Raw genomic sequence first — 26,694 nt, forward strand, 5'->3', positions numbered from 1 at the left:
TTCGTCGTGAAACAACGGTTCCATGATATGGAACAGTCCTCGACGCGCCAGCCGACCGGCTCGACCGCCGGCAGCCAGGCCGTCGATCGCGCCGCCGCGCTGCTCGACCTGATCGTCGCGTCGGGCGAGCCGCGCAGCTTCACCTCGCTGGTCGACGAACTCGGCCTGGCCAAATCGACCACCTCACGACTGCTCCAGGCCCTCGAACGCAACCGGTTGGTGCAGCGCGATCGGGACGGCCTGTTCCGCCCGGGAGCCCTGTTCGCGCTCTACGCTGCCCGCCACAACGCCGGCAGCCATCTGCACGACCTGGCCGAACTCGCCCAGCCGGCCCTCGACCGACTCGCCGGGACCACCGGTGAAACCGCAAACTTCGCCGTCCCCCGGGGCGGCGTCGTGGTACAGGTATCCCAGGCCGACGGCCGATACCTGTTGGGTGCCACCAGCTGGGTCGACGTCGAAGTGCCACCGCACTGCTCAGCCCTGGGCAAGATCTTCTACGCCTTCGGGCGGATCCCTCTGCCCGAGGGGCCGCTCGAGGCACGGACGCCGGCCACGATCGTCACCCGGGCCGGGCTGGAGTCCGATGTGGCCGTGGTACGTCGCCGGGGATGGGCGATCGCCGCGGAAGAACTGGAAGTGGGTCTGGTCGCGGTCGCCGCGCCCGTGCGCGGACCCGATGGCACCGTGGTGGGGGCACTGTCGGTCTCCGGACCGACCGCTCGAATTCCGGCAGAACGCCTGCCGGCGCTCGGCGCACTCGTCGCCGAGCAGGCACTCTCCGTGTCCATACATCTCGGGTTCTCTCGAAAGGTAGGAGCCGCATGACCGACGCCGCGCAGGCCGACCTGTTGAAGGCCCTGTATGACGAAACCCTGGTGGGCAACAAGCCCCGGGTGATCGAACTGACCCAGCAGGGCCTCGAGATCGGCATGACCCCGGAATCGTTGCTGTTCGACGCCCTCATCCCCTCTCTCGAAGAGGTCGGCGCCCGATTCGAGCGGGGTGACTTCTTCGTCCCCGAGATGCTGATCGCCGGCAAGGCGATGAGCGCCGCCCTCGACCTGCTGCGCCCGCTGCTGGCCAACACCGGCGCCGAGACCGTCGGCACCTACGTGATGGGCACCGTCAAGGGCGACGTCCACGACATCGGGAAGAACCTGGTCAACATCATGCTCGAGGGTGCCGGCTTCCACGTGATCGACCTGGGCGTTCAGGTGCCGCCGGAGAAGTTCATCGCCGCCATCCAGGAGTACAAGCCCGACATCGTCGGCATGTCCGCCTTCCTGACCACGACCATGCCCATGTTCAAGGCCAACATCAACGCGCTCGAGAAGGCCGGCCTGCGCGACTCGGTGATCGTCATGGTCGGTGGCGCCCCGGTGACCCAGGAATACGCCGACGCGGTCGGCGCCGACGGGTACGCCCCGGACGCCGCCACCACCGTGCGCCGCGCCAAGGACCTGATCCAGCGCAAGCGCGCCGCCGTGCCCGCCTGACCCTGCTCACGCCGCCACTCACTCACCTCTCGCGAAAGCCGTTCCACGACAAGGAGTTCTTGCACATGCACACCGTTCTGCGCTCGGCCACGCGTGAGGTCGTCATCGGCCCGGACCAGCCGTTCTGCATCATCGGCGAGCGGATCAACCCGACCGGCCGGCCGAAGTTCCAGGAGGAACTGCGCGCCGGGGACATGCACCGGGTGATCGAGGACGTGAACGCCCAGGTGGCCGGCGGCGCGACCATGCTCGACGTCAACATGGGTGTCCCGCTGGCCGACGAGGCGCAGTTGCTCTCGGACGCCGTCAAGCTGATCCAGTCGCTCACCGACCTGCCGTTGTGCATCGACTCCTCCGTGGTCGAGGCGTTGGACGCCGGGCTGGCCGCCTACCAGGGCAAGGCGCTGGTGAACTCGGTGACCGGCGAGCGCGAGCGGCTGGAGGCGATCCTGCCGTTGGTCAAGAAGTACGGCGCCGCGGTGATCGCGCTGCCCAACGAGGAGGACGAGATCCCCGAGGACCCGGCCAAGCGGCTGGAGATCACCAAGAAGATCGTCGAGATCGCGACCAAGGAGTACGCGATCCCGATCGAGGACATCGTGATCGACCCGCTCGCGATGCCGGTGGGCGCCAACCACGAGTACGGCAAGTGGACCATGCAGGCGATCACGCTGATCCGCGACGAGCTCGACCTGAACACCACCCTGGGCGCCGGCAACGTCTCGTTCGGCATGCCCGGGCGCCATGCGCTCGGGTCGGCGTTCCTGCCGATGGCGATGCACGCCGGACTGACCAGCGCGATCATGGACTCCCGCACGCCGCAGATGGTCGACTCCATCAGGGCCGCCGACCTGATGATGGGCAACGACGAGTGGGGTGCCAACTGGATCGCAGCCTTCCGCGCCAAGCAGAAGGCCGCCGAGGCGGCTGCCGCCGCGGCAGCCGGCTGACGTGACCGAGCCGGCGGCCCTCGCGAGCGAGCCCGACCGCGAGCGATATCTGCGCGAGGGCTTGCTCGGCGAGCACCCCGAGGCACATCACCTGCTCGACGCGACGCCCGACGAGACCGGCACTGACGAGCCCAGCCGGGCCCGGATCACGTTCGTGCGCACCGGCGAGGGCAACACCGGCCCTGACCGCGAGGTGCGGGTGCCCGCCGGGGTGACGGTGTTCGACGCCGCCAGCTGGAACGGCATCGCGATCGACTCGACCTGTGGTGGGCACGGCACGTGCCGCAAGTGCAAGGTGCGAGTGATCGGCGGCTCGGTACCGGTGTCGCGGCTCGACCCGCGGGCCTTCTCCCCCGATCAGCTGCGCCAGGGCTGGCGGCTGGCGTGTCTGGCTGCGGCCCAGCACGATCTGACCGTCGAGGTGCCGCCGCTGCTCACCCGGCCGAAGGCTGCCACGGTGGGTGTGGGCCGACAGGTGATCCTGCGGCCGGCCGTCCAGAAGCGCTACGTCGAGCTGGACGAACCGAGCCTGGCCGACCAGCGCACCGACGTCGAGCGGTTGTTGGCGGCGATCGACGACCTCGAGCCCCGGCCCGAGTTGTATGCGGTACGGCGGTTGCCGAAGGTGTTACGCGAGAACGACTTCAAGGTGACGGCGGTGATCGTCGACGAGGTGTTGATCGACGTCGAGCCGGGCGACACCACGGCGACCCGTTACGGCATCGCCTTCGACCTGGGCACCACCACGGTGGTGGCGACCCTGCTCGACCTGAGCACCGGCACCCCGGCCGCTGTGCGCTCGATGCTCAACAAGCAGCAACCGTTCGGTGGCGATGTGATCAGCCGGATCAGCGCCACCATGCTCGATCCGGACGCCCTCGGCCGGCTGCAACAGGCCGCCCGCGACACCCTGGCCGAACTCGCCGGTGAGGTCTGCGCCGAGGCCGGCGTCGCGCCGTCCGGGGTGTACGAGGTCGCCCTGGCGGGCAACGCCACCATGGCCCACCTGGTGCTCGGTATCGACCCCGAGCCGCTCGGGGTGGCGCCATTCGTCATGTCCAGCAAGGAATTCCCCGACCTGCTCGCGAGCGAGCTCGGGCTGACCGAGGCCCACGTGCACCCGCGGGCCCGGGCCTATCTGTTCCCCTCCCTCGGAGCCTACGTCGGCGGCGACATCGTGGCGGGCATGCTGGCCTCGGGCATGGACCGCGACAAGCGGCTGCGGCTGTTCATCGATGTCGGTACCAACTGCGAGATCGTGCTGGGCGATTCGACCCGGTTGCTCTCGACCGCGGCACCGGCCGGCCCGGCGTTCGAAGGCGCCTCGATCCGCTGTGGCATGCGCGCGGCGGACGGCGCCATCGAGGTGGTCAAGCTCAGCCCGGACGGCGTCGCGCTGCAGGTGATCGGGGACGTCGAACCCGGTCGGGTTGTGCGGGTCCGGGCTGGTCGATGCCGTGGCCGAACTGGTCGCGGTCGGGTTGCTGGACTCCTCCGGCCGGTTGCTCACCACCGAGGCCGCCCGGCCGGTGATCCCGGGCCTGGCCGACCGGTTGGTGGAACTCGAAGGTGGCGAACGGGTCTTCGTCCTGCACTGGTCCGGTGAGGCCGGCGATGTCGAGCACGCGATCTACCTGTCGCAGCGCGACGTCCGGGAGCTGCAGTTCGCCAAGGCCGCGATCGCCACCGGCTGGAACCTGCTGCTGGCCGAGTACGGCGCCGGCGTGGCCGACGTCCAGCAGGTGTTGCTGGCCGGCTCGTTCGGCTCGTACCTGTCGGCGGCCAACGCCGTCCGGATCGGCCTGGTGCCCAAGGTGCCGGTGGTGCGCATCGTCAGCGCGGGCAACGTGGCCGGTGAGGGCGCCAAGATGACCCTGCTCTCGATCCGCGAACGCGAAGGCGCCCGCAGACTGCTGGACGAGGTGCGCTATGTCGAACTCTCCGACCGAGCCGACTTCAACGACCTCTTCGTCGACCAGCTCGCCTTCCCCCACTGACCCCTCCCCCGAACCCCCCACCCCAACCCGCTCATGCTCCGCAGGTGACGCGCCATGCTCCGCAGAGACCGCGATATCGATGGCTGACAGCGCTGTCAGCACGACACCTGCGGAGTATGAGCCGGTTGTGGTGATCGCGTGCGGCGCCATTGCCCAGGGCGTCGCGCGCGTGGCGACCGCACGCGGCTGGGCGATCGAGGTCCGACCGCTGCCGCCGTTGCTGCACAACCACCCCGCCAAGATCGCGGGCGAGGTCGAGCAGCTCGCGGCGTCCCTGCTCGAGGCCGGACGGCGCGTGGCCGTCGCCTACGCCGATTGCGGCACCTACGGCGCCCTGGACGACGTGTGCGCGCGCCTCGCGATCCCCCGGTTACGCGGGGCGCACTGCTACGACGTGTTCGCCGGCCCGGAACGGATCGAGGCGTTGCTGGCGGAGCAGCCCGGCACCTATCTGCTCACCGACTACCTGGCGGCCTCGTTCCGGCGCAGCGTGGTCGTCGAGCTCGGAATGAATCGTCACCCCGAGCTGCGCGATGACTACTTCCGCCACTACACCCGCGTGGTCTGGCTGGCGCAGCACCCCACCCCCGAGTTGCGCGAGGCCGCCCAGGCCGCGGCCGCGATCATGGGGCTGCCGCTGGAGGTGATGGTCACGGGCGAAGTCGGACTCGAGGCAGAGTTGGCTCGGCTGGTGTGACGAATTCCGTGGGCCGATCCGCACCGTCGAGCGGCACGATCCCCGAGGCACTTGGCAGGGATCCCTCGGCCTCTCGGCGATCACGAAGACCGAGCACTGATCCACCCGGCAGGGCACTCATGCGGTGGCAGGGCACTGGTGTGCCGATATGCCAGTGCCACAGTGACACCAGCCCGGGCACAGTGCACGAACCCCAGCACAGTCTCTGCACCGCTGATGCAGTGATGACCCGAGCCGGCTGTGATCACATGACTCGGCCGGTTCGACCAGGTCGAGAGGAGCTACGCCCGTGACAGCCGAGAGCCCCCGGCAACCGGGGTATGGCGCAGTCGACGTGCACTACCTGCCGGACGGCGGTGCGCGCGCCGCGCTGGTCATGGCCGAGGACGCGCGGTTCGCCCGGATCACCGGCGAGTACGTGGTGACGGTCGACCAGGTGAGCCCTTACCGACCGGGCCACTTCTACGAGCGAGAGCTGCCCGCCGTCCACGCGGTGCTCGTGGGGCACGTACCGGGCCTGCTGGTGGTCGATGGCTACGTCGACCTGGATCCGCAGGGGCGCCCGGGGCTGGGCGCTCATGCCCACGCCCGGTTCGACGTCCCGGTGATCGGGGTCGCCAAGACGGCGTTCGCCACCGCAACACACGCTGTCGCCATCCGGCGCGGGTCTGCCACCCGACCGTTGTACGTCACCGCGGCCGGCCTCGACCTCGACCAGGCGGCTGATCTGGTGACGGCCATGGCCGGGCCGTTCCGGCTGCCCGATGCGTTGCGGCGGGTCGATGCCCTGGCCCGAGGGAACGTGTCGCCCACGACCCACGGGTCCGGCTGGTAGACCCCACCCAACCCGCTCATGCTCCGCAGCCGCCCGTCCATGCTCCGCAGAGGACGCTTCCGGGCGGTCCCCGCGGAGCATCGAGGTGTCACCCACGGAGCATGAGCGGGTTTGGTGGGGTGACGTAGCCGAAGGGGATGGCTACTCGGCCAGGGCGCGGCGGGTGGCCCAGGCCCGGGTGGCGAGCTGCAGGTTGAAGCGGGTGTCGGGGTCGGCGAGGTCGAGGCCGCTCAGCTCACGAATGCGACGCAAGCGATAGCGGACCGTGCTGCGGCCCAGGGCGAGTTCAGAAGCCGTCGCGTCGTAGTTGCCACCACACTCCAGGAAGCGTGCCAGGGTCACGACCAGGTCTGCCCCGCGGCGAGCGTCGTAGTCGAGCAGTGGCCCCAACCACCGTCGCACGAACGTCTCGAGCACCACCGGGTCGGCGGCGTCCGCGAGCAGCTGGAACACCCCGAGATCGTCATGCCGCCGGACGCCGCCCGTGCGCCCGCCGAGAGTACCGAGCCGTTGCGCGAGCAGCGCCTCGCGGTGAGAGCGCGCGAAGTCGCGCGGCTCGCGGCACCGCCCACCCACGCCGATCAGGTGCCCGGGGCCGAGCGTCCGCACCAACACCTCGCCCAGATCCTCAGCGCCGGGCACCTCGGCGACCAGGGCCACCACGGTCTGCGCGGTCTGCATCAGCAACGGCGGCGGCTCCTCGCGCCGAGCCCTCGCGCCGGTGAGCGCCTCACGGACCCGCAGCACCAATTCGTCCGGTGAGGATCGGCGGCCCCCCTGGATCACCAGCACCCGGTGCGGACGACGCAGGTCATGCCCCAGCGCCTGCGCCCGCTCGTGCGCCTGGGCATCGGTACCGGCCACCAGGTCGGCCACCAGGTCACGGCCCAGCCGCAGCTCGGTCTCGGCCAGGCTGTGCAGCCGGGCCAGCTCGATCGCCAGCACCGTGGCGGCATGCTCGACGGCGACCGTCTCCTGTTCGCCCGCCACGCCGTCCGGGTCGATCAGGCTCAACACCCCCACCACGTCCGAGCGGGGCCGGGCGACGGTGAGCAGCCGTCCGTCGATCCGGATCGGGTGACCCGCCCGAATCGCCCGCTGCACGATCCGGTCGCGCCGTCCGGGCAGCTCCGAGTGCGGCGGGACGTCGGCGTCCGGGCCGGCCCAGGCCAGCACATCGCCGGCCCGGTTCTCGATGCTGGCGGCCAGCCCGGTCAACTCGTACAACGCCGTGACGATGCCCGCGCGCCCGCCCCCGGTGAGGGCGACCTGGGTGAAGCGGTCGTGGATGGCGGTCTGATGCCGCAACGTCGCGACGGTTCGGGCCAGGTCGTCGTTGGCCTGCTGGTGGCTCGAGAGCAGCCGGGCGTTGGCCAGCGCGATCCCGGTCTGCTGGGCCAGCGAACGCAACAGCAGCATGTCGTCCGGTGAGGGTGGCTCGTCGGCGGCCACCACCAGATGCCCGATCCGCTCGTCCTGGCTGCGCAAGGTCAACGCCCACACCCACGGCAGGCCGGTCACCATCAGAGCTCCTCCGGTGACCGGCAGCCCACGGAGCTGGGCCGCCACCTCGGCCCGCACCACGGCGGCGTCGAAGGCACCCGTGGTGGCGTACCAGCGCACCGCATCACGCGCGGTGAGTCGGACGCCGACCGGCCGCGCCCGTACCAGCGCGGGCACCGCGCTGGTCACCAGCAGGATGATCTCGTCCTCGTGCCGACGGTCGGTCATCAGCATCGACAGGGCGAGCAGCCCTCGCAGACTCGAGAGCTGCTCGCGCAGAACGAGTTCGTTCTCGCTCAGGGAGTCAATCCCGAGCCGCGTCGAACTCATCCGCCGAGATGTGGTGCGGGTTCTCGAGCACCAGGCCACCGAGCAACAACTTCGGATGGGTCCGCATCAGGTCCATGAGGATGCCGCTGCCCAGACGGCGCAGGTCGTACAGGCAGAGCACGGTCTGGGCATAACGGGTGGCGAAGCCATCGGCCCAGGACTCGTAGCGCACCACCGACCCCCGGGGCGGCGGCACTCGTTCGAGCCACGACATCTCCCCGACCAGCCGCGAGAAACTGAACCGGCCCTCCTCGGCGATGCCCCGCGCCCGGTCCTCCCAGAACGCGATCATGCGTTCGGCGTCGAACGCACCGGAGCTCAGATAGGTCTGCTCGGCGTCGTAGAACTCCAGCTGGCCGGAGGCGAGCGAGTCCGCCGTCCCACCGATGCCGGCCATGACGTCCTCCGGCGCGGTGGAGTCGACCACCACGAGGCACTTGTCGCCCTCGAGCAGGCCGTCGCGCAGGAACGGCAACAGCATCGCGTCGCGCTCGTCCTCGCCGTAGTAGAAGCCGCAGACGTGATCGCCCGGCACGAACTCGGTGGCGGTCGCGCTCGCGGTCATGGCCTGCCTCCTCTGGGTGCGCGGAATGTAACAGGCGTTCCCGCCGTCGTCGAGGGAGCGTTCCGCGCACCGAAACACAGCCGGCAGCGGCCAGATTTCCGCCGAGATCGGCCCTGCCAGGGCATGGCGTCGCCCCGGGGGCACTACCGATCCTCAGGGGGCGCTGACCATCCGGCGCACAGGTGACCTTGCGCCGCTGGCGGCGCAGGCGATCGGAAGGAGCCGCGATGCCGCGCCTGCCGCGGTCCGAGTGGTACGACCTCACTCGCGACATGAACTGGGACCTGACCTACGTCACCGAGGACGAGGCCTTCCCGCCGCAGCTGTCGAACAGCTTCGGTGTGCCGGCCGAGGACTGGTGGGCGTGGGACGAGCCGTACAAGATCTCCTACACCGAGTACGTCCACAACCAGGCCGGCAAGGACCAGGGCCTGTTCTCGGTGAACAACGTGATCAGCCGCTCGAACATCTTCGAGAACCTCGAACCCGGCTGGAAGGCCGCCGTCCTGGCGCACTACGGCGCGATCGCGGTGGCCGAGTACCAGGCCGGGATCGGCGAGGCCCGGATGGCCCGCTTCGGCCGGGCCGCGGCCTGGCGCAACATGGCGACCTACGGCACCCTCGACGAGACCCGTCACGGGCAGCTGCAGACGTACTTCCCCTACCAGGCACTGGCCAAGGAGCCGCGGCTCGACTGGGCGCACAAGGCGTACCACACCAACGAGTGGGGCATCATCGCCGCCCGCCACGTCTTCGACGACATGTTCACCGCGAACGACGCCGTCTCGATGGCCATCCAGCTGACCTTCACCTTCGAGACCGGCTTCACCAACCTGCAGTTCCTGGGTATGGCCGCGGACGCCATGAAGGTCGGTGACCTCGACTTCGGGGCGCTGATCTCCTCGATCCAGACCGACGAGGCCCGGCATGCTCAGCAGGGTGAGCCCACGCTCAAGGTGCTGACGAAGGCCGGCAAGGGCGACATCGCGCAGAACCTGCTGGACCGCATGTTCTGGCGCGCCTGGAAGCTGTTTTCGCTGCTGACCGGTCTGTCGATGGACTACTACACCCCGATCGAACACCGCACGCACTCCTTCAAGGAGTTCATGGAGGAGTTCATCAACAAGCAGTTCATCGACCAGTTCCGCGACTTCGGGCTCGAGAAGCCCTGGTACTGGGACCAGTTGCTCAACGAGATGAACTGGGTGCACCACGCCTACCACCTCGGGGTGTGGTTCTGGCGGCCCACCGTGTGGTGGAACCCGGTCGGCGGCGTCGCGCCCGAGGAGCGCGACTGGCTGGAGGAGAAGTACCCCGGCTGGAACGACTCGTTCGGCCGCTACTGGGATGTCATCGGCGACAACATCCGGGCCGGGCACCCCGAACTGAGTCTGCCCGAGACCTTCCCGATCGTGTGCAACAGCTGCCAGGTGCCGGTCTGCACCCCTGCGGGCTACGCGGGCGGTCACCTCGACAGCCCGCTGCCCCGGCAGCTCGATCACGGCGGACGCCGCTACACGTTCTGTTCCGAGCCGTGCCAGTGGGTCTTCGAGCAGGCACCCGAGCAGTTCGCCGGCCACCTGTCGATCATCGACCGGCTGCTCGGCGGCATCATCCAGCCGCCGACCATCGAGGGCGCCCTGGCCTACATGGGCCTGTCCCCCGAGGAGTGCGGCGTCGACGGTACCGACTACGCCTGGGCACACCCCAAGCCGTCCGCCCCGCGCAAGTCGGCCTGACCCGGACCTGACCCGGACCTGAACCGGAACGGAGAGAACACACCATGGCACTGTTCCCGATCCAGGGCATCGTCGAGGGCGACTTCGTCGTCGTCCTGGTGCCCGTCGACGACACCGACCCGATGACCGTGGTGGCCGAGAAGATCGCCTATCACGGTGTGGGCAAGCGGGTTCCGGCCCAGGAGCGACCGCTGAAGGTGCGCTACCGCGGCAACCTGTTGGACGACGAGGCCACCCTCGCCGGTCTCGGCGCCACGCCCATGGAGGTCCTCGAGGTCGTCTACGCATGAGCGAGCAGATCTCGCAGACCCAGCACAACCAGAAGGGTTCCGACATCACCTGGGTCAGCGCCGCCACGGCGGATGACCTGTGGGAGGGCGACATTCTCGACGTCGAGCTGGAGGGCGAGCCGGTGTTGCTCGCCCACCTGCTCGGCGGCCCGGTCAAGGCGTTCCAGGGGATGTGTCCCCACCAGGAGATCCTGCTCGCCGACGGCACCTGGGACCCCGACACGAATGTGCTGCTCTGCCAAGGCCACAAGTGGGAGTTCGACCTGACCTCCGGCGCGGGCCTGAACCCGACCGGGTGTCGGCTCTACGAGTACCCGGTTCAGGTGCGCGAGGACGGCGAGGTCGTCGTCGGCATCCCGCAGGACGGCACCCGTCACCACAACCGTTTCGAGGGCGACTAGCCCCGCAATCTGTTCCCGCCCAAGGGAGAGGACCACCATGCCAACCCCCGCCAAGATGGTGGGCCCGGTCATTCGCGGCCTGGACGCCGCGCTCGCCGAGGCCGTGATCGCCGCCATCGAGATCGACAATCCCGACGTCGACGTCGACGTCGAGGACGCCGGCGGCTACATCCGCATCGGCACCCCCGGGCGCTGCCGGCTCACCCGGGCCAGCCTGGAGGAGGAACTGGGCCGCAGCTTCGGCCTGCACCAGCTCGAACCATCCCTGGCCGGGTTCGCCGGCCGCATGACATCAAGCGACGACGAGGTCGTCTGGTACCTGGAGAGGCAGGACTGACATGGCCGTCACCCGGCGCACCCCGCCCAAGACCTGGAGCCTGCTCGGCGAGGTCCGACGTCGTCCGAGCGTGTACGAGGTCACGGCGGCCAAGTTCAACTACCACTTCCGCCGCGAACCCGCCCCGTTCGAGATGGACCCGACGGCCGCGATCAACCTCTGGTACCTCGAGCACCGTGAGGGCTCGGCGTTCAACGTCGCCGACTGGGAGGGCTTCCGTGACCCGGCCAAGCTCACCTACTCCGACTACGTCAATCTGCAGCACGAGCGCGAGACCTACCTCGACCTGCTGATCGACCACCACGAGCTGGTCGGCAGCGTCGATTCGCTGGACCCCGCCTGGGTCGCCACCCTGACCCGGCTGCTGGTGCCGATGCGGTTCCCGCTGCACGTGTTGCAGATGACCGGCCTGTACGTCGGGCAGATGTCGCCGAGCGCGTTCATCATCAACTGCGCCAACTTCCAGGCCGCGGACGAGATGCGGCGCATCCAGCGGTTGGCCTACCTGACCAAGATGATGGCCAATGCCCACGGCGACGACATCGCCGCCACCGCCACCGCCCGCGACCCCTGGCAGTCGGACGCCGCGTGGCAGCCGCTGCGCGAGGCGGCCGAGCGGATGCTGGGCGTCTACGACTGGGGTGAGTCGTTCACCGCGCTGAACCTGGCGCTCAAGCCGGCGGTGGACTCGGTGGTGAACGAGCAGCTCACCCAGCTGGCGATCGCCCACAGCGACGAGTTCCTCGCGTTGCTGCTGGCCGAGTTCCAGCGCGACACCACCCGCAGCCAGAACTGGACGGCGGCCCTGGTGCAGTATGCCCTCGGCGCCGACCCGGCGCTCGCGGACACCCTGCGGGGCTGGCTCGACGTCCATGTTCCCCGGGCGGACGCCGCGGTGGCCGGGATCGCCGAGCTGTTCGCCACGGCACCGAACCCGGTACCTGCCGGGCAGGTGATCGAGGCCGCCGGCGCGGCACGCGGCCGGCTGTTGGCGGCGTGCGGCCTGTGACCGCACAACACCCGCACCGGGTGACGGTCGCGCCAACGGGCGAGACCTTCCAGGTGGCGCCCGGCGAGCGGATCCACTCCGCCGCTCGCCGGGCGGGCATCTGGCTGCCCTTCGAGTGTGGCTGGGGCAGCTGCGGAACGTGCAAGGCCACCCTGGTCGAGGGCGAGGTCGAACTGCTGTTCCCGCAGGCGCCGGCCGTCGATGCCCGCGACGAGCGGCGCCGCCGGGTGCTGCTCTGCCAAACCACCGCCACCACCGACCTGGTCGTCAAACCCACACGCGCCGAGACGGTTCCACCGCCGGAGCGGCCGGTGAACGATCTGATGGGCCAGCTGGTGGACGTCGAGTCGCTCGGGCCGTCGATCTCGCGATTCCGGTTCGCTCTGACCGATCCGGCGGGGCGGCCGACCGCAGCCGAGTACCGGCCGGGCCAGTACGCCGTCCTCGATCTGGCCCCGGGGCTGCGCCGGTGTCTGTCGATGGCTGGCCTGCCCGGCCGCGACCGGGTGGAGTTCATCGCCAAGCACTATCCCGGCGGGGCGGGCAGCGACCGGCTGTTCGCACTGCAGCCCGGTGATGAGATCCCGCTGGAACTGCCGTACGGCGACATGTGGTTACGCGACGCGGTGCGCCCGCTGGTGCTGATCGCCGGGGGCACCGGGATCTCCGCCGTGCTGGCGCTGGTGCAGCAATTGCGCTCAGCTCACGCGGGCCGGCCGGTTGCGGTGGTGTACGGCGCAGCCACCGAGCCGGAGCTGGTCTGCTGGGACGAGCTCACCGACACCGTGGCGAGCATCCCGGAGGCCCGGCTGCACGGCGTCCTGCTGAGACCCGAACCCGGCTGGACCGGCGGCACCGGGCTGGTCACCGACCCTCTGCCGGAGCTGCTGGCCGAGCCGCACGGCGACCCGGCGGTGGGCGTCGAGGTCTACCTCGCCGGCCCGCCCGCGATGGTGCGAGCCGTGCAGGAGGTACTGGGTGCCCACCGGGTGCAGCGCGACCGGATCCACGTCGACAGCTTCGGCTGAGACCCCAACCCGCTCATGCTCCGCAGGTGACACCTCCGTGCTCCGCAGGTGACGCTTCCGGAGCGTCCCAGCGGAGCATCGGCTGGCACCCGCGGAGCATGAGCGGGTTTCAGCGGCGGGCAGCGGCGAGGCGCACCGGGGTGAGGAACAACGCGTCGTCCAGCTGCGCCTCGCGCAGGTCGGCGCCCCGCAGGTCGGCGCCGAGCAGGTCGGCGCTGCGCAGGTCCGCCCCGCGCAGGTCCGCCCCGATCAGGACGGCGCCGCGCAACCCCGCCGCGCGCAGGTCGGCGCCGCGCCAGCGCACCCCGGCCAGGTCGGCGTGGGTGTGATCGACCGGGTTCTCCCGGACGGCGTGACGCAGCTCGGCGCTCACCTCGGCGAACAGCACCGATGCCCGGCCCCGCAGCCCGGGCAGATCCGGCTGCACGGGCTGGTCCGGGTGATCCAGGACTCCGGCCACGGCCTGCTCGACGTCGCGCAGCACCACCCTCGCCTCGGCGCGCAGATCCTGTGACACCTGCCGGGCCAACACGTCCCGCAGGTACCAGGCCATCTCGTGCAGTGCCTCGACGACCTCCAACGCGCCGAACATCGCCGCCGCCGTTCCCGCGTCGTCTCGCCAGGACCGGTCACCGAAAGCCGCGCAGACCCGTTGCCCCGCACCGAAACAGTCGTACACGACGCACCCGGTCATGCCCCGTTCACGCAGCGCCCCATGGATCGTGCAGCGATGATCGCGCCCGAGGTGGGTGCACGGCGTTCGGCCGGGTTTGTCGAAGGCGAAGTCGGACGACGCCGCGAACGCCGGCACCACACAGCACAATCCCTGGCACCGGGAGCAGTCGGCGCGCAATGCCTGCCGCGGATCGGGCATGGGGTGAGGGTAACCGCGGGCTCAGGCCGGGGTGACCACCAGGGCCACCGGCATCGGGTAGGTCCGCAGCGCCACCAGCGAGCGCAGCAGCTCCAACCGGCCATCGTGGACGGCGGTCTCGTAGTTGCCACAGTGCCGGCGCCGGTAGTCCCCGGCCGCCACCGCGTGACAGGACACCGGCCCGCCGTCCAGGTTGAGGGCCAGGCGCAGGTCGAGCCCCGAGCGGGGCAGGAACGCTGACAGTGCGGTCAGCGAGAAGTAGGCGTCGGTGGTGCTGACCACCAGGATGCGCCCGGCACGGTCCTGGCCGAGGAAGCTGCGATTGGCCAGCCAGCGCGGGTCCGCCGTCCCCACCCGGCCCTGACCGTCGGCCCCGAGCAGCAGCGGGTAGGACACCATGGCCTGCTCGGCCGTGGCGAGCAGGGGTCGCCAGTCTCGACCGGCCAGATCCTCCAGACGCGCGCCGGCGGCATCCACCACGAAGGCACCGTGGGTGGCCTGGTAGGTGGCCGGTCCCAGCAGGCGCCCGTCGCTGACGACGGGGGTGTCGGGGGCGCCGCGCCGGGCGAAATAGCTGCCGTTGATCACCACGGTGGCGCCGGTGGCCGACATCCACTGGTCGAGGTCACGGTCCCCCGCCGGCCGGCTCATCACCCGGAACCGGTAGCGGTGGGGATCGACCCGGGTGACCAGCAACGTATCCACCGGCCGGCCGGCCACGCGCACCGGCACCTCGGCGACCTCGAGCCCGGGGCGCACCTCACGCCAGATCACCGAACTCACGACGTCCGGGGTCGGCGAACCGGCCAGGGCCAGCCGCATGCCCGGCGTGAGTCTCTCGTCGGTGGGGCTGACCTCGTCCCACGTGCTGACGCCCCGGCGCGCCATCACGTTGACCCCGTACCAGCCTGCGGTCTGATAGGCCACGGCCACGGCGGTCAACACCGACGCCAGGACGATGCCTGCCGTCGCGATCAGCCCCCGCGATCGACGACGCATGAGCCATACCCTGCCAGACGGCAGAATCCCCCCATGACCATGTCGCCCATCGCACCTGAGTTGGCCGCTTTCATCGCCGGTCTACCCAAGGCCGAGCTGCACGTGCACCACGTGGGCTCGGCGACGGCCGACATGGTCGCCGAGCTGGCCGATCGCCACCCGGGGGTGCTGCCGGTGGCGCCCGAGGCCCTGGCGGACTACTTCACCTTCACCGACTTCGCCCACTTCATCGAGGTCTACCTGTCGGTGGTCGACCTGCTGCACACCCCGGACGACGTGCGGTACCTGACGTTCGAGGTCGCCGGAGAGCTTGCCCGACACCAGGTTCGCTATGCCGAGCTCACCATGACGCCCTACACCTCGGTGATGCGGGGCATCCCGATCCAGGCCTACACCGAGGCGATCGAGGACGCGCGACAGGCCGCCGAACGCGACCACGGCATCGTGCTGCGCTGGATCTACGACATCCCGGGCGAGGACGGCGTGTCCGCCGCCGACGCCACGCTCGCCTACGCCCTCGACCACGGCCCGTCCGCCCTGGTCGGCTTCGGCCTCGGCGGGCCGGAGGTCGGCGTGCCCCGGCCGCAGTTCGCGCCGCACTTCGCCGCCGCCCGCGCCGCCGGACTGCGCAGCGTGCCGCACGCCGGCGAGACCACCGGACCGCAGACCATCTGGGACGCACTCAACCACCTGGGCGCCGAACGGATCGGCCACGGCACGTCCGCCGTCCAGGATCTACTGCTCATGGAACACCTTGCTGCACAACGCATTCCCCTCGAAGTATGCCCGACGTCCAACATCGCCACCAAGGCGGTCGCCCGGCTCGAGGAGCATCCGATCCGCGCGATGCACGAGGCGGGCCTGGTCATCACGATCAACAGCGACGACCCACCGATGTTCGCCACCTCCCTGACCGTCGAGTACGAGGTCGCCGCCCGCCTCCTCGACCTGGACGCCGCCGGGGTCGCCGAACTCGCCCTGGCCGCGGTGGACTCCTCCTTCGCCCCGGACGACGTCCGCCGCCGGGTGCGCGCCGAGATCGAGGCCGCGGCGTCCGGGATGAGTGCAGGTTCGCCGGGTCACAGCTCGCAGCGGTAACGGACCTCGGTCAGCATCACTCCGCTGAAGTCCTCGTGCTGCTCGGTTCCGTCGGGCACCCAGCCGTGACGCCCGTAGAACGCTCGCGCCTGCACATTCTCCGCGAGCACCCAGAGCCGGGCCGCCCGGAACCCGGCGGCGCGCAACGATTCACAGGCCGCCTCGAGCAGAGCCGCACCCACGCCCCGACCCCACCAGCCGGCGTCGACGTAGATCGCGAAGACCTGCCCCTCGCGGGGTTCGCCCACTCGTTCGGCGGCCGGTCCGTGGGCCACGAAGCCGATCACCTGGTCGGCGTCCACCGCCACCCACGGCGCGGCGGCCTCGGGGCGCTCGATGACCGAGCGCCACATCTCGGTGCGGGCGGCGACGTCCAGGGCGTTCAGGTGACCGTCCGGCACGATGCCGCGGTAGGCCACCCGCCACGTGCCGACCTGCACCCGGGCAATGCCCTCGGCGTCCTCGATCCGCGCCTCCCGCACGATCATGTGACCCAGTATGGTCGCTGCTCATGGACGACGACCTGGTGGGACGACGTGGCCTGGTCACCACGACGATCCCCGCCGGGGGGATCGGTGAGGTGAGGCTTGCCTTCGGCCGAGGCACCGACACGTACGGCGCGTACGGCGCCAACCGCGGCGTGACGATTCCCGCCGGCACCCGGGTCACCGTGGTCGAGATGTTCCCCCCGCGGACTGTCGTCGTGAGTGCCGACGAGTAACGTCATCGCGACCGGAACTCGGCGTGATCGCGCCGCGTTCCAGATCCACAACTCTCTCGGGGACAGGTCCCGTTTCAGCCAAGAAGGAGCTGGGACATTCACATGGAACTTCCGTTTGCCCTCATCGTCGTGCTCGTCATCGTCGCCGGCCTCGGCATCGCCGTGGCGCTGTTCAAGAGCATGTGGCGGGTCGCCGAACCCAACCAGGCCCTGATCATCTCCGGTTCGAAGGAGAAGGGCGCCGGGCTGGGCTTTCGGGTCGTCACCGGCGGCGGCACCTTCATGGTGCCCGGCGTCCAGGTGTTGCGCCGGCTCTCCCTCGACATCAACGAGGCGCCGTTGCACGTGGAGTGCGTGACCAAGCAGGGCATTCAGGTGGGGGTCCGCGGGGTGGTGATCTTCAAGGTCGGGGACGACGTCGCCTCGATCTCGAACGCCGCCCGTCGCTTCCTCGACCAGCAGGACACCATGGTCGACAAGATCGTCAACGTGTTCGAGGGGCATCTGCGCTCGATCATCGGTTCGCTCACCATGGAGGAGCTGGTGCGCGAGCGCGAGCGGCTCACCCAGGAGACCCGCGCCGCCGCCGGGGTCGAGGCCGAGAAGCTCGGCCTGGTGATCGACAGCCTGCAGATCAAGGACCTGGTCGACCCCACCGGCTACATTGCCAACCTCTCGCGCCCGCACGCCGCCGAGGTGACCAAGCAGGCCCGCATCGCCGAGGCGACCGCCAACCAGGAGGCCACCGAGGCCGAGGCCGCCGCCCAGGCACGCCAGGCCGAGGCGGTGCGCGCCTCCAAGATCGCCCAGGCGCAGTACCAGGCCGAGGTCGACCAGGTCTCGGCGAAGGCCCAGATGTCCGGTCCGTTGGCGGCAGCGGCCGCCCGGCAGGAGGTCGTCGTCCAGGAGACCGAGGTCGCCAAGCTCGAGGCCGCCCGGCGCGAGCAACAGCTCGAGGCCGAGGTGCGCCGTCCGGCCGACGCCTCGCGGTACCGGGTCGAGCAGGAGGCCATGGCGGCCCGCAATGCGGCGATCGCCGAGGCCGAGGCCCGCAAGGCCGCGGTCATCGCCGCCGCCGAGGCGGACGCCGAGAAGGCCCGGCTCAGCGGTGAGTCCGAGAAGTCCCGCCGGACGGCGCTCGCCGACGCCGAGGCCATCGAGGGCGCCCGTCGCGGTGATGCCGAGAAGGCTCGACGCGTGGCCGAGGCCGATGCGGTGCGCGCCGAGGGTGAGGCGCAGGCCGCCGCGGTGCGCGCCGTCGGTGACGCCGAGGCCTCCGCCATCAAGGCCAAGGGCTTCGCGGACGCCGAGGCCATCGAACGCCGGGCGCAGGCCCTGTCGTCGAACTCCGAAGCTGTTGTGCTGCAAGAGATTGCCGAGAACTACCCGGCCATCGTGGCGAATGCTGCCAGGGCGTTCGAGAACGTCGACAACATGCAGGTGCTGAACGGCGCCGAGGGGGTCACCGAGATGGTGACCTCGGTGATCGGGCAGGGCCTGGCCGGATTGAGTGTGGTCAAGGGCATGCTGGGCAACGGCTCGACCAGCACCCCCAAGACCGGTCCCACGGTCGCGCCGCCCGCCGTCACGCCGTCCGAGAACCACAGCACCGCCTGATCACCCCGCCCGTGCCCGCGGGCGAGTGAGGACGAACGCTGGGGGTGGTCAGCGAGCGCGGGATCGGTAGGCCGGTGCGGTCTTGTCGAGGGCGGCGCGGCGGGCGATGGCGGTGTTGCGGGCGATCAGGAGGAACGCCTGCTCGAGGCGCTCACGGGCGAAGGTGCGCCGGGGGCTCGCCGTCCAGGTTCGAGTGAACAGGCGTTTCGCGGCGGCCAGGGCATCCGGCGAACGACGGGCGAGTTCGACGGCGAACGCCGTCGCCTCGGCCACCGGGTCATCGGCCAGGACGCCGACCAGGCCCAGCTCGTGCGCGCGGCGTCCGTCGAACAGCTCCGCGGTCATGGTCAGCCGCTTGGCGGTCTCGATGCCGACCAGTTCGGCGAGGCTGCGCACGCCGGTCATGTCGGGGATCAGCCCCCACTTGCCCTCGAGCACCGACCAGGTGGACGTCGGCGTGGCACAGCGGAAGTCGGCTGCCAGCGCGATCTGCAGCCCGCCGCCCAGACAATGACCGTGCACCGCGGCGATCACCGGCACCGATAGGCGACGCCACCCCCAGCACGCCTCCTGAAACAGGTTGGTGCCGCGCCAGGGCCGGGGCACGAACCCCGCCGCCACCCGAGCCGGCTGGGCGAGCACGGTCGCGAAGTCGAGCCCGGCGCAGAAGGCCTCACCCTGCCCGGCGATCACCACCGCGCGCAGCTCGCGGTCGCGGCGTAGCTGCCGGGCGAGAGCAGCGAGTTGCGCGAGGGTGTCCAGCGTCAGGGCATTGAGCTTGTCGGGGCGGTCGAGACGCACCTGAGCGATGCCGTCCGTCACCTCGCAGGTCACCAGCTCCACGTGGTCGAGCCTAGACCCGGCGCTCACCGTCCACCCATGATCACGTTGAAGATCACGGTGAGGGTTTCGTGCAGGTTGTGCGGCGTGTCGCCTCACCGTGATCTTCACACTCGAACGAATCCCACATCGTGATCTTCAACGCGATCTACGAGGTGATCTACGAGGCCTCCGGAGCCCTCACCCGGGGCCGCGGCGTCCATGATCAGCGTTAGATCGCAGTTCACTCCGGGTCAGCCGGTGCAAACTGCGATCTAACGGTGATCATGGGGCGAGGGGGATGAGAGGGCGCGAGGGCGGCGAGAGACGCGAGGACGCGAGGGCGGCGAGGGGGGCGAGCGCGGCGAGGCACGGCAGGACGAGGGCGACGGGCAGGACGTCGGGCACCGCGGCACCGATCGCCTCAGCGCCCGATCCACCACGCAGCGACCAGGCCCACGCCGCCGAGCACCCAGCCGTAGCGGGCCGACGCGGCCACCGTGGCATCGGCGTAGCCGTAGACCGTCGACATCTGAGACGGTCCGAACGCCGGGATGGACAGCGCCATCAGCACCGCCACCACCCCCAGCGCCCTCGTGGGAGCCCACACCACCAGCGGGGCCACCAACACCACCCGGACGACGATCAGCCGTAACCAGGGCATCACCCCCGGCCGCGGGTCCAGTCGCTGGGTCGGATGCAGCACCGAGCCGACGAACAGCGCCGCCCCCGAGGCGGCCAGCACCGGTGCCGAGATGGCCGAGACCAGCACCGTCCACGACGGCGCCTGCCCGGTGAACTTGAGCAGCAAGCCCACGACGAACGCGATCAGCGGCGACTGATCCACCCACGACGTTCGGACATGCTGCGGGATCGGTGCATCACGGCGCAGCATCCACAGGGTGAGCGACCAGACCGGCAACCCGAGCCGATCGACCAGCACCGCGGCGCCCACACCGGCGGGACCAGCCAAGGCTCCCGCCACCGGGATGCCGAAGTAGGAGGTGTTGGCGAACGCCGTCCAGGCCCGCAACGCCGAGATCCCGGCCCGCTGCGGCGCCGGGGTCAGCACGTACGACGCGGCGAGCACCACCGCGAAGGCCGCCACCAACAACCCCGGCCACACCATCTCGGCCGCGGTCGAGAGCCGCCAGGCGGCCGCCACCGACAGCAAGACCGAGGCCAGCATGATCTGCGCGCGCACCAACATCGGCCACACGGAGGCCAGCCGAGCCTGACGGTGGGCGGCCCAACCCGCCACGGCGCCCACCAGGTAGGCGCCGATCACCGCGAGGCTCACAGATCGGCGAGCAGCTTCTGCCGCCAGGCCTCGGTCTCGGCCACCTGATTGAAGGTGAAGACGTGCAATCCGCTGACGCCGTACGTGGCCCCGCCCACATCGTGTGCCACCTTGCCGATCAGGGCCTCGGGGGCGTACCCGGGCCCGGCCATGCGCGCGAACCAGCCGGCGTGCTTGGTCAGGAACCGGGTCGACTCCCCCACGCCGACCTTGGTCGCCATGGTCAACAGCTTGGTGCGCTCCACCGGCCCGGCCACGCCGATCTTGATCGGGAGCTCGATGCCGCGCCGGCGCACCCGCTTGACCCAGTTCGAGATCAACTTGGGGTCGAAGCACATGTTCGAGACGACGTTGGTGGCGTGAGATCGCTTGTCCCACATGGCCTGCACGGTGACGTCGTCGTCGATCGCCGGGTGCGACTCGGGGTACCCGGTGATACCGACCTCGGGGATCGGGTCACCGAGGCGGCTCAGCGCCTGCAGGCCCGGCAGCGAGGCGTCCCAGTCACCGGCCGGCGGGTCGGCGTCCCCGGCAGGCATGAACACCTCGGTGATCCCGGCCGCCGTCACCCGCTCGACCACCTCGGCCAGGTGCTGTTCACCCCGCAGCAGCCGGACGGCGATGTGCGGCACCACGGTGTACCCGTGCGCCGCGAACTTCTCGGCCAGGTCGAGCGTGGGGTCGAGCCCCTTGACCGGTGAGGCGGTCACGGTGAGCGTGACGTCCTTCGGCACCGCATCGAGCACCTTCGCCTCGATGGTGGCCGTCGGCAGCACCTCGTAGCGGGCGGCCCGCAGCAACCGACCGAACGCCTCGTGATGTCCCCCCGGCAGGATCCTTCTCATGCAGTGCCACCTTCGGTCAGCGAGCTCACACCGTGCCGGTAGAACGGAGTGGGTTGCGGGGCAAGGGGTTCGACACCCAGGATCAGGTCGGCCGCCTTCTCCGCCAGCATCATCACCGGGGCGTAGATGTTGCCGTTGGTCACGTACGGCATCACCGAGGCATCGACGACCCGCAAGCCCTCGACCTCGTGCACGCCGAGGGTCAGCGGGTCGGTCACCGCGTCGTCCCCAACACCCATCTTCGCGGTGCACGACGGGTGCAGCGCCGTCTCGGCATCGTGACCGACCCAGTCCAGGATCTGCTCGGGGGTGCGCACCTGCGCACCCGGTGAGATCTCACCTCCGTTGAACGGGTCGAGTGCTCGTTGCGCCATGATGTGCCGAGTGACCTCGATGGTCTCGACCCACTCGCGACGATCCTGCTCGGTCGAGAGGTAGTTGAACCGCAGTTCCGGCTTGGTCAGCGGGTCGGTGGAGCGGATCCGCACGCTGCCCACCGCATCGGAGTACATCGGCCCGACGTGCACCTGGTAGCCGTGGCCCCCGGGCGGTTGCGACCCGTCGTAGCGGATCGCGATGGGCAGGAAGTGGAACATCAGGTTCGGGTAGGCGACCTCGTCGTTGCTGCGCACGAAGCCACCGCCCTCGAAGTGGTTGGTGGCACCCGGCCCGGTGCGGCCGAACAGCCACGCGGCCCCGACCCAGGGCTTGTAGCGGTGCTTGAGGTAGGGCTGCATCGAGACCGGCTGCTTGGAGGTGTGCTGGATGTAGACCTCGAGGTGGTCCTGCAGGTTCTCACCCACGCCCGGCCGGTTCGCCACCACATCGATGCCCAGCGCCCGCAACCGGTCGGCGTCCCCCACCCCGCTCAGCTGCAGGATCTGCGGGGTGTTGATCGCCCCGCCACTGAGGATCACCTCACCGGCGTCGATCCGCTCGGCGCGACCCGGGCGCACCAGACCGAGCTGGTTGACCTTGACCACCTCGACGCCGCGGGCCCGCCCTCCCTCGATGATCACCTTGGTGACCAGGGACGACGTGCGCACCGTCAGGTTCGGCCGCTTCTCGGCCGGGTGCAGGTAGGCCTTGGACGCCGAGAGCCGGCGCCCGCGGTGGACGTTGCGGTCGAAGGGGGCGAAACCCTCCTGCCGGTAGCCGTTGACATCGGGCGTGAGCGGGTAGCCCGCCTGCTGCACCGCTTCGAAGAACGCCCCGAACAGGGGGTTCTTCGCGGGGCCACGCTCGAGCACCAGCGGGCCGGAGTGCCCGCGCCACGCGTCGTCCGGGGTGGCCGCCAGGCAGTTCTCCATGCGCTTGAAGTACGGCAGGCAGTGGGCGTAGTCCCAGGTCGACATGCCGGGGTCGGCGGCCCAGCGCTCGTAGTCCATCGCGTTACCGCGCTGGAAGATCATGCCGTTGATCGAGCTCGAGCCCCCCAGCAGCTTGCCGCGGGCGTGGTAGATCTTGCGCCCGTGCATGTGCGGTTCCGGTTCGGACTCGTACTTCCAGTCGTAGAACCGGCTGCCGATCGGGTAGGTCAGAGCCGCCGGCATGTGGATGAAGACGTCGAACGGGTAGTCGCGCCGTCCGGCCTCGAGCACCAGCACCGAACGCGTCCCGTCGGCGCTCAGCCGATTGCCCAGCGCCGAGCCGGCCGAACCGCCGCCGACGATCACGTAGTCGTAGCGCTGCGCCATCCCTCACCTCGCGGTCGAACCCCGAATGCTCGCCGGAATCGTAGCGACAGGCGGAACACGTTGCATATAGCGAGACGAAATGCCGCCACCTGGACCGCAGGAGACTCACCGAGGGCCTTCCTCCGGTTACGTTGAGAGGGCAGAGACGGAAGGGACGCCGCCGATGACCACCACCCCCTCCCCGCGCAAGGTCGCCGTCAAGGCCCGGCGGTTCAGCGCCGGCATCGTGCTGTTCCGGCGCACCGCACCGGACGGCACCGCGGACACGACGGCCGCCCAGGGCACCGAGGTGCTCTTGGGACACATGGGCGGCCCGATGTGGCTGCGCCGCGACATCGGCGCGTGGAGCATCCCCAAGGGCGGCTACGACGCCGACGAGGACCCGTTCGAGGCCGCCCGCCGCGAGTACGCCGAGGAGGTCGGGGTGCCACTGCCCGAGGGCTGCGAGTTCCTGCCCTTGGGCGACGTGGTGCAGGCGAACAACAAGAAGGTCGTTGCCTGGGCGGTCGAAGGCGACCTCGACCCCGCGGACGCCGTCAGCAACACCTTCGAGGTCGAGTGGCCGCCCCGCTCGGGCCGGATGCAGACCTTCCCCGAGTTCGACCGGGTGGCCTGGTTCGGCCTGGACGACGCGCGCGAGCGCATCGTGGCCGCGCAGGCCGCGTTCCTCGACCGGTTGCGCGACGCCCTCACCCACCCCACGCCGTGATCATGCAATCTGTGCACAGCGATATATCGATGTGCACAGATTGCATGATCACCAAAGGTTGGGTCAGTCAGGCGCCCAGCCAGCGCAGCACCGACCGGTCGGAGGCCTTCTTCCACGCAGCCGCGAACGCCTCCTCCGTCTCGGCCCCTCGGACCTGTTCCAGCGCGTGCAGTCGGCCGTAGGTGAACGTCGACTCATCCGCCTCCTCGGCCGCTGCCGCCAGCGCGATCAGCTCCTCGCGGATGACCACCGAGTCCTGGTGGTCGCCGAGGGCACCCTGGATCGCCGCCATCGCCGAGGCGAACCCGGAGGCCGCCGCGCCGAAGGTGGGCGACAGCGCCTCACCGGCATACCGTGCCCGTTTGGCTGCCTTGCGCACCTCGTGCAGGTGGACGTCGCGCTCGTACCGGTCGTCGGTGCGATCGAGTTCATCGTGCAACGCATCGATCGTCCGCCAGGTACGCCGCACCAGTTTGGTCAGGTGCTCGACCGGCAGCGTGCCGGCGTCCGGCGCCAGCGGCGGGTCGGCCACCAACGCGTCGAGCGAGTCCAGCAGGGCGTAGTACCGCTCGCTCCCGAGCTGAGCCACCCCGTGGGTGTGGGCCTGCTTGTACCGAGCGGCCATCGTCGAGCGGATCCGGCGGACCACGGGGCCGTGCTGCAGGGCGGCAGGCTCGGCCGCGACCGCGGCGATCAGGTGATCGCGGATCACCTCGACATCGCGCGCGCTGCCCAACTCGGTACCGATCCACTGCAGCTCGGTGCGGATCGGGTCGGTGATGCTGCGGTCGAACAGCGGTCGGAACGTGGCCAATGCACTGCGCAACCGGCGTGAGGCGACCCGCATCTGGTGCACCGCGTCGTCCGCGTCGATGCGCACCAACGGGTCGTTGGCCTGCAGGTGACCGACCTCGCCGGCCAGATAGGTCAGCACGACACCGACCGCCGTCGACGGGCCGTACCGGCTGGGCGGCGCAATCCGGCCCAGCGGCTCGACGGCCAGCCGCTCCTGCATCGCCTGGGCCAGCTTGGACACGCTCGGGCTGGGCCAGGCACCTGCCGACCGCACCCTCTCGTCCAGTGCCCGCAGCAGGGCCCGGTCACCGGTGCCCAGCTCGATCTCCATCTCGAACCAGGTCGAGGCGTCGCGCACCTGACCGTCGGCGTGCAGCGAGGCCGCGTCGACGGCGTCCAGCATCACCTCGGCCAGCACCTCGCCCTGGCGATCACGCAACGCCCTGACCGTGCGGGTGGTGCTGAGCCGGGCGATCGGTACCAGTGCCCGCCCGCGAGCATGGACGGCGACGGCGCGCTGCACCGCGACCGGGATCGTCTTCGACGAGCGACCCACCGGGAACTGCATCTCGTCACGCTCGCCGTCCGGCAGCGGTCGCTTGAGGTGCCAGCCGGCATCCGAGCCGCCGGTGCGCCGTCGCAGGATCCACTTGTGGGTCAACAGGTCCAGACCCTCGGTGTCGAGATAGGTGGCCTCCAGCTGATGAACCACGGGATCATCGACCGCAGCCACGCCGGGCAAGTCGATCAGCTCGGGGAGGACGAAGTCGGTCGGGACATCGAACTTCTGCTCGATCTCGACGACATGGTCCTGCTTGCCCTTGGATGCGCGCTTCGCCTTCTTGGCCATGCCGGTCAGTATCGGGGTTCCAGGCCTGGAGCGTGAGTGGTCCGGCGTCCTCTTTGCGGTCAACGTGCCAGGCTTGACCGATGAACCCCGTACGAGACCCGGTCGCCGACCTGCGCCGGGTGGCCTTCCTGCTGGAACGGTCGCTGGAGTCGACATATCGGGTCAAGGCGTTCCGGACGGCGGCCGCCGCGCTCGCCGCGCTCCCACCGGACGACGTCGCGCTGCTGGCCTCGACCGGCTCGTTGCGTTCGATCAAGGGCATCGGGGAGCGGACGGCGTCCGTGGTCGAACAGTCGGTGGCCGGGCAGGAGCCGGACTACCTGATCGAGTTGACCGAACGCACCAGCGGTCGGCTCGCGAACGGCGGGGACGAACTGCGGGCCGCCCTGCGCGGCGATCTGCACAGTCATTCCGACTGGTCGGACGGTGGCTCACCCATCGCCGAGATGGCGGCCACCGCAGCCGACCTGGGCCATGCCTACACCGCGCTCACCGACCACTCCCCTCGGCTGACGGTGGCCAATGGACTGACCCCGCAGCGGCTGCTGCGCCAACTCGACGTGGTGGCCGAGGTGAACGAGGCGTTCGACGACTTCCACCTGCTCACCGGCATCGAGGTCGACATCCTCACCGACGGTGGGCTCGATCAGAGCGAGGAGCTGTTGGGCCGGCTCGACGTCGTGGTGGCCAGCGTGCACTCCGAGCTGCGGATGCCGTCCGAGGCGATGACCCGCCGCATGATCGCGGCGATCCGCAACCCGCACACCGACGTCCTCGGTCACTGCACCGGCCGGTACGTGATCGACCGGCAGTACGGTTCCTCGTCGCTGTCGGGCCGAACCCGCGGCGGCAAGGCTCGCCCGCCGTCCTCGTTCGATGCCGCCGCGGTGTTCGCCGCCTGCGCACAGGCGGGGGTGGCGGTCGAGATCAACTCCCGCCCCGAGCGGCTCGACCCACCGCTGGCCCTGCTGCGCCGGGCGGTCGCCGAGGGGTGCCTGTTCGCCATCGACACCGATGCCCATGCCCCGGGTCAGCTCGACTGGCAGCTGATCGGGTGCGACCGGGCGATGGCCTGTGGCGTGCCGGCGTCCTCGATCGTCAACACCTGGCCGGTCGAGGACCTGTTGGCATGGGCCGACGACCACACCCACCGCCCCGCCTGAGCGGTGCTCAAGCGAGGTGCCCGAGAG

At 70.2% G+C, this 26,694-nt stretch carries 26 protein-coding genes and 1 pseudogene; 17 read left to right on the forward strand and 10 right to left on the reverse strand.

Annotated elements, in window-relative coordinates; translation table 11 throughout:
• Positions 1 to 27 precede the first annotated feature (27 nt).
• The 6 genes and pseudogenes from IPK24_17520 to IPK24_17545 all read left to right on the forward strand — a co-directional run bounded on the left by IPK24_17520 (position 28) and on the right by IPK24_17545 (position 5,978).
• Positions 28 to 828 carry an IclR family transcriptional regulator gene (locus IPK24_17520; protein MBK8077315.1) on the forward strand — a complete coding sequence of 267 codons (801 nt, stop codon included), beginning with the start codon at positions 28 to 30 and terminating at the stop codon, positions 826 to 828.
• Entirely contained in the window at positions 825 to 1,499 is a 675-nt protein-coding gene (locus IPK24_17525) for a corrinoid protein (protein MBK8077316.1), read from the forward strand. Before IPK24_17520 ends, IPK24_17525 begins: the two co-directional genes overlap by 4 nt.
• A 65-nt stretch (positions 1,500 to 1,564) precedes the next feature.
• A complete protein-coding gene (locus IPK24_17530; protein ID MBK8077317.1) occupies positions 1,565 to 2,449 on the forward strand; it encodes a dihydropteroate synthase in 885 nt (294 codons plus the stop codon).
• A gap of 1 nt (position 2,450) precedes the next feature.
• Positions 2,451 to 4,446, forward strand: a pseudogene (locus IPK24_17535) (DUF4445 domain-containing protein).
• A 79-nt stretch (positions 4,447 to 4,525) separates the two neighbouring features.
• Entirely contained in the window at positions 4,526 to 5,143 is a 618-nt protein-coding gene (locus IPK24_17540) for a DUF1638 domain-containing protein (GenBank protein ID MBK8077318.1), read from the forward strand.
• A 289-nt stretch (positions 5,144 to 5,432) separates the two neighbouring features.
• Complete coding sequence (locus IPK24_17545; protein ID MBK8077319.1) at positions 5,433 to 5,978, forward strand: endonuclease V; 546 nt, start codon at positions 5,433 to 5,435, stop codon at positions 5,976 to 5,978.
• Positions 5,979 to 6,119: 141 nt separating this feature from the next.
• On the opposite strand, the gene IPK24_17550 is transcribed toward IPK24_17545, so the two are convergent.
• Together IPK24_17550 and IPK24_17555 are read right to left on the reverse strand one after the other, a co-directional pair.
• Positions 6,120 to 7,811 (reverse strand): helix-turn-helix domain-containing protein, encoded by a 1,692-nt coding sequence (locus IPK24_17550; GenBank protein MBK8077320.1) that lies wholly within the window; start codon positions 7,809 to 7,811, stop codon positions 6,120 to 6,122.
• The gene (locus tag IPK24_17555; protein ID MBK8077321.1) at positions 7,786 to 8,376 is read right to left on the reverse strand and encodes an MEDS domain-containing protein; all 591 of its coding nucleotides are present in this window, start codon (positions 8,374 to 8,376) and stop codon (positions 7,786 to 7,788) included. The genes IPK24_17550 and IPK24_17555 overlap by 26 nt, the downstream gene beginning before the upstream one ends.
• Positions 8,377 to 8,603: 227 nt before the next feature.
• On the opposite strand from IPK24_17555, the gene IPK24_17560 reads away from it, so the two are divergent.
• Genes IPK24_17560 through IPK24_17585 form a run of 6 tightly spaced genes read left to right on the forward strand, consistent with a single transcriptional unit; the run spans position 8,604 to position 13,180 of the window.
• Complete coding sequence (locus IPK24_17560) at positions 8,604 to 10,115, forward strand: YHS domain-containing protein (protein MBK8077322.1); 1,512 nt, start codon at positions 8,604 to 8,606, stop codon at positions 10,113 to 10,115.
• Positions 10,116 to 10,159: 44 nt separating this feature from the next.
• Positions 10,160 to 10,405: a toluene-4-monooxygenase system B family protein gene (locus IPK24_17565; protein MBK8077323.1), complete on the forward strand. Its 246-nt coding sequence runs from the start codon at positions 10,160 to 10,162 to the stop codon at positions 10,403 to 10,405.
• On the forward strand, positions 10,402 to 10,806 hold the full coding sequence (locus IPK24_17570) for a Rieske 2Fe-2S domain-containing protein (GenBank protein ID MBK8077324.1): 405 nt from the start codon (positions 10,402 to 10,404) through the stop codon (positions 10,804 to 10,806). Before IPK24_17565 ends, IPK24_17570 begins: the two co-directional genes overlap by 4 nt.
• A 37-nt stretch (positions 10,807 to 10,843) precedes the next feature.
• Positions 10,844 to 11,143 (forward strand): MmoB/DmpM family protein, encoded by a 300-nt coding sequence (locus IPK24_17575; protein MBK8077325.1) that lies wholly within the window; start codon positions 10,844 to 10,846, stop codon positions 11,141 to 11,143.
• Between the two features lies 1 nt (position 11,144).
• Positions 11,145 to 12,152, forward strand: a complete 1,008-nt coding sequence (locus IPK24_17580; GenBank protein MBK8077326.1) for a toluene hydroxylase — start codon at positions 11,145 to 11,147, stop codon at positions 12,150 to 12,152.
• Positions 12,149 to 13,180, forward strand: a complete 1,032-nt coding sequence (locus tag IPK24_17585) for a 2Fe-2S iron-sulfur cluster binding domain-containing protein (protein MBK8077327.1) — start codon at positions 12,149 to 12,151, stop codon at positions 13,178 to 13,180. The genes IPK24_17580 and IPK24_17585 overlap by 4 nt, the downstream gene beginning before the upstream one ends.
• A gap of 109 nt (positions 13,181 to 13,289) precedes the next feature.
• Here the strand turns inward: IPK24_17585 and IPK24_17590 are convergent, their stop codons facing one another.
• Positions 13,290 to 14,054: a pentapeptide repeat-containing protein gene (locus IPK24_17590; protein MBK8077328.1), complete on the reverse strand. Its 765-nt coding sequence runs from the start codon at positions 14,052 to 14,054 to the stop codon at positions 13,290 to 13,292.
• Between the two features lie 21 nt (positions 14,055 to 14,075).
• Entirely contained in the window at positions 14,076 to 15,053 is a 978-nt protein-coding gene (locus tag IPK24_17595; protein ID MBK8077329.1) for a phosphodiester glycosidase family protein, read from the reverse strand.
• Between the two features lie 39 nt (positions 15,054 to 15,092).
• Here IPK24_17595 and IPK24_17600 point away from each other — a divergent pair, with 39 nt between their 5' ends.
• Positions 15,093 to 16,151, forward strand: a complete 1,059-nt coding sequence (locus tag IPK24_17600; GenBank protein MBK8077330.1) for an adenosine deaminase — start codon at positions 15,093 to 15,095, stop codon at positions 16,149 to 16,151.
• Here IPK24_17600 and IPK24_17605 read toward each other — a convergent pair.
• The gene (locus IPK24_17605) at positions 16,133 to 16,639 is read right to left on the reverse strand and encodes a GNAT family N-acetyltransferase (GenBank protein ID MBK8077331.1); all 507 of its coding nucleotides are present in this window, start codon (positions 16,637 to 16,639) and stop codon (positions 16,133 to 16,135) included. The genes IPK24_17600 and IPK24_17605 overlap by 19 nt on opposite strands.
• 23 nt (positions 16,640 to 16,662) lie before the next feature.
• Here IPK24_17605 and IPK24_17610 point away from each other — a divergent pair, with 23 nt between their 5' ends.
• Positions 16,663 to 16,872 (forward strand): hypothetical protein, encoded by a 210-nt coding sequence (locus tag IPK24_17610; GenBank protein MBK8077332.1) that lies wholly within the window; start codon positions 16,663 to 16,665, stop codon positions 16,870 to 16,872.
• A 102-nt stretch (positions 16,873 to 16,974) separates the two neighbouring features.
• Positions 16,975 to 18,489 (forward strand): flotillin family protein, encoded by a 1,515-nt coding sequence (locus IPK24_17615; GenBank protein MBK8077333.1) that lies wholly within the window; start codon positions 16,975 to 16,977, stop codon positions 18,487 to 18,489.
• A 48-nt stretch (positions 18,490 to 18,537) separates the two neighbouring features.
• Here IPK24_17615 and IPK24_17620 read toward each other — a convergent pair whose 3' ends face one another.
• From IPK24_17620 to betA, 4 genes are all read right to left on the reverse strand, one after another.
• A complete protein-coding gene (locus tag IPK24_17620; protein ID MBK8077334.1) occupies positions 18,538 to 19,332 on the reverse strand; it encodes a crotonase/enoyl-CoA hydratase family protein in 795 nt (264 codons plus the stop codon).
• 400 nt (positions 19,333 to 19,732) lie between these two features.
• Positions 19,733 to 20,608, reverse strand: coding sequence for a hypothetical protein (locus IPK24_17625; protein MBK8077335.1), 876 nt, complete (start codon positions 20,606 to 20,608; stop codon positions 19,733 to 19,735).
• Positions 20,605 to 21,453: a methylenetetrahydrofolate reductase gene (locus IPK24_17630; GenBank protein MBK8077336.1), complete on the reverse strand. Its 849-nt coding sequence runs from the start codon at positions 21,451 to 21,453 to the stop codon at positions 20,605 to 20,607. The genes IPK24_17625 and IPK24_17630 overlap by 4 nt, the downstream gene beginning before the upstream one ends.
• Positions 21,450 to 23,150, reverse strand: coding sequence for a choline dehydrogenase (gene betA / locus IPK24_17635; protein MBK8077337.1), 1,701 nt, complete (start codon positions 23,148 to 23,150; stop codon positions 21,450 to 21,452). The genes IPK24_17630 and betA overlap by 4 nt, the downstream gene beginning before the upstream one ends.
• A 163-nt stretch (positions 23,151 to 23,313) precedes the next feature.
• Here betA and IPK24_17640 point away from each other — a divergent pair, with 163 nt between their 5' ends.
• The gene (locus IPK24_17640; protein MBK8077338.1) at positions 23,314 to 23,859 is read left to right on the forward strand and encodes an NUDIX domain-containing protein; all 546 of its coding nucleotides are present in this window, start codon (positions 23,314 to 23,316) and stop codon (positions 23,857 to 23,859) included.
• Positions 23,860 to 23,926: 67 nt separating this feature from the next.
• Here IPK24_17640 and IPK24_17645 read toward each other — a convergent pair whose 3' ends face one another.
• Positions 23,927 to 25,504 carry a CYTH and CHAD domain-containing protein gene (locus IPK24_17645; GenBank protein ID MBK8077339.1) on the reverse strand — a complete coding sequence of 526 codons (1,578 nt, stop codon included), beginning with the start codon at positions 25,502 to 25,504 and terminating at the stop codon, positions 23,927 to 23,929.
• 80 nt (positions 25,505 to 25,584) lie between these two features.
• Here IPK24_17645 and IPK24_17650 point away from each other — a divergent pair, with 80 nt between their 5' ends.
• Entirely contained in the window at positions 25,585 to 26,667 is a 1,083-nt protein-coding gene (locus IPK24_17650) for a PHP domain-containing protein (GenBank protein MBK8077340.1), read from the forward strand.
• Positions 26,668 to 26,694 lie beyond the last annotated feature (27 nt).

This window comes from Kineosporiaceae bacterium, assembly GCA_016713225.1.
Taxonomy (GTDB): domain Bacteria; phylum Actinomycetota; class Actinomycetes; order Actinomycetales; family Kineosporiaceae; genus JADJPO01.

Bases quoted from the DNA above. Each gene is read 5' to 3' on its own strand.
- IPK24_17520 (MBK8077315.1), top strand. From the start codon at position 28: ATGGAACAGTCCTCGACGCGCCAGCCGACCGGCTCGACCGCCGGCAGC.
- IPK24_17525 (MBK8077316.1), top strand. From the start codon at position 825: ATGACCGACGCCGCGCAGGCCGACCTGTTGAAGGCCCTGTATGACGAA.
- IPK24_17530 (MBK8077317.1), top strand. From the start codon at position 1,565: ATGCACACCGTTCTGCGCTCGGCCACGCGTGAGGTCGTCATCGGCCCG.
- IPK24_17540 (MBK8077318.1), top strand. From the start codon at position 4,526: ATGGCTGACAGCGCTGTCAGCACGACACCTGCGGAGTATGAGCCGGTT.
- IPK24_17550 (MBK8077320.1), bottom strand. From the start codon at position 7,811: ATGAGTTCGACGCGGCTCGGGATTGACTCCCTGAGCGAGAACGAACTC.
- IPK24_17555 (MBK8077321.1), bottom strand. From the start codon at position 8,376: ATGACCGCGAGCGCGACCGCCACCGAGTTCGTGCCGGGCGATCACGTC.
- IPK24_17560 (MBK8077322.1), top strand. From the start codon at position 8,604: ATGCCGCGCCTGCCGCGGTCCGAGTGGTACGACCTCACTCGCGACATG.
- IPK24_17565 (MBK8077323.1), top strand. From the start codon at position 10,160: ATGGCACTGTTCCCGATCCAGGGCATCGTCGAGGGCGACTTCGTCGTC.
- IPK24_17570 (MBK8077324.1), top strand. From the start codon at position 10,402: ATGAGCGAGCAGATCTCGCAGACCCAGCACAACCAGAAGGGTTCCGAC.
- IPK24_17575 (MBK8077325.1), top strand. From the start codon at position 10,844: ATGCCAACCCCCGCCAAGATGGTGGGCCCGGTCATTCGCGGCCTGGAC.
- IPK24_17580 (MBK8077326.1), top strand. From the start codon at position 11,145: ATGGCCGTCACCCGGCGCACCCCGCCCAAGACCTGGAGCCTGCTCGGC.
- IPK24_17590 (MBK8077328.1), bottom strand. From the start codon at position 14,054: ATGCCCGATCCGCGGCAGGCATTGCGCGCCGACTGCTCCCGGTGCCAG.
- IPK24_17595 (MBK8077329.1), bottom strand. From the start codon at position 15,053: ATGCGTCGTCGATCGCGGGGGCTGATCGCGACGGCAGGCATCGTCCTG.
- IPK24_17600 (MBK8077330.1), top strand. From the start codon at position 15,093: ATGTCGCCCATCGCACCTGAGTTGGCCGCTTTCATCGCCGGTCTACCC.
- IPK24_17605 (MBK8077331.1), bottom strand. From the start codon at position 16,639: ATGATCGTGCGGGAGGCGCGGATCGAGGACGCCGAGGGCATTGCCCGG.
- IPK24_17610 (MBK8077332.1), top strand. From the start codon at position 16,663: ATGGACGACGACCTGGTGGGACGACGTGGCCTGGTCACCACGACGATC.
- IPK24_17615 (MBK8077333.1), top strand. From the start codon at position 16,975: ATGGAACTTCCGTTTGCCCTCATCGTCGTGCTCGTCATCGTCGCCGGC.
- IPK24_17630 (MBK8077336.1), bottom strand. From the start codon at position 21,453: ATGAGAAGGATCCTGCCGGGGGGACATCACGAGGCGTTCGGTCGGTTG.
- betA (MBK8077337.1), bottom strand. From the start codon at position 23,150: ATGGCGCAGCGCTACGACTACGTGATCGTCGGCGGCGGTTCGGCCGGC.
- IPK24_17640 (MBK8077338.1), top strand. From the start codon at position 23,314: ATGACCACCACCCCCTCCCCGCGCAAGGTCGCCGTCAAGGCCCGGCGG.
- IPK24_17645 (MBK8077339.1), bottom strand. From the start codon at position 25,504: ATGGCCAAGAAGGCGAAGCGCGCATCCAAGGGCAAGCAGGACCATGTC.
- IPK24_17650 (MBK8077340.1), top strand. From the start codon at position 25,585: ATGAACCCCGTACGAGACCCGGTCGCCGACCTGCGCCGGGTGGCCTTC.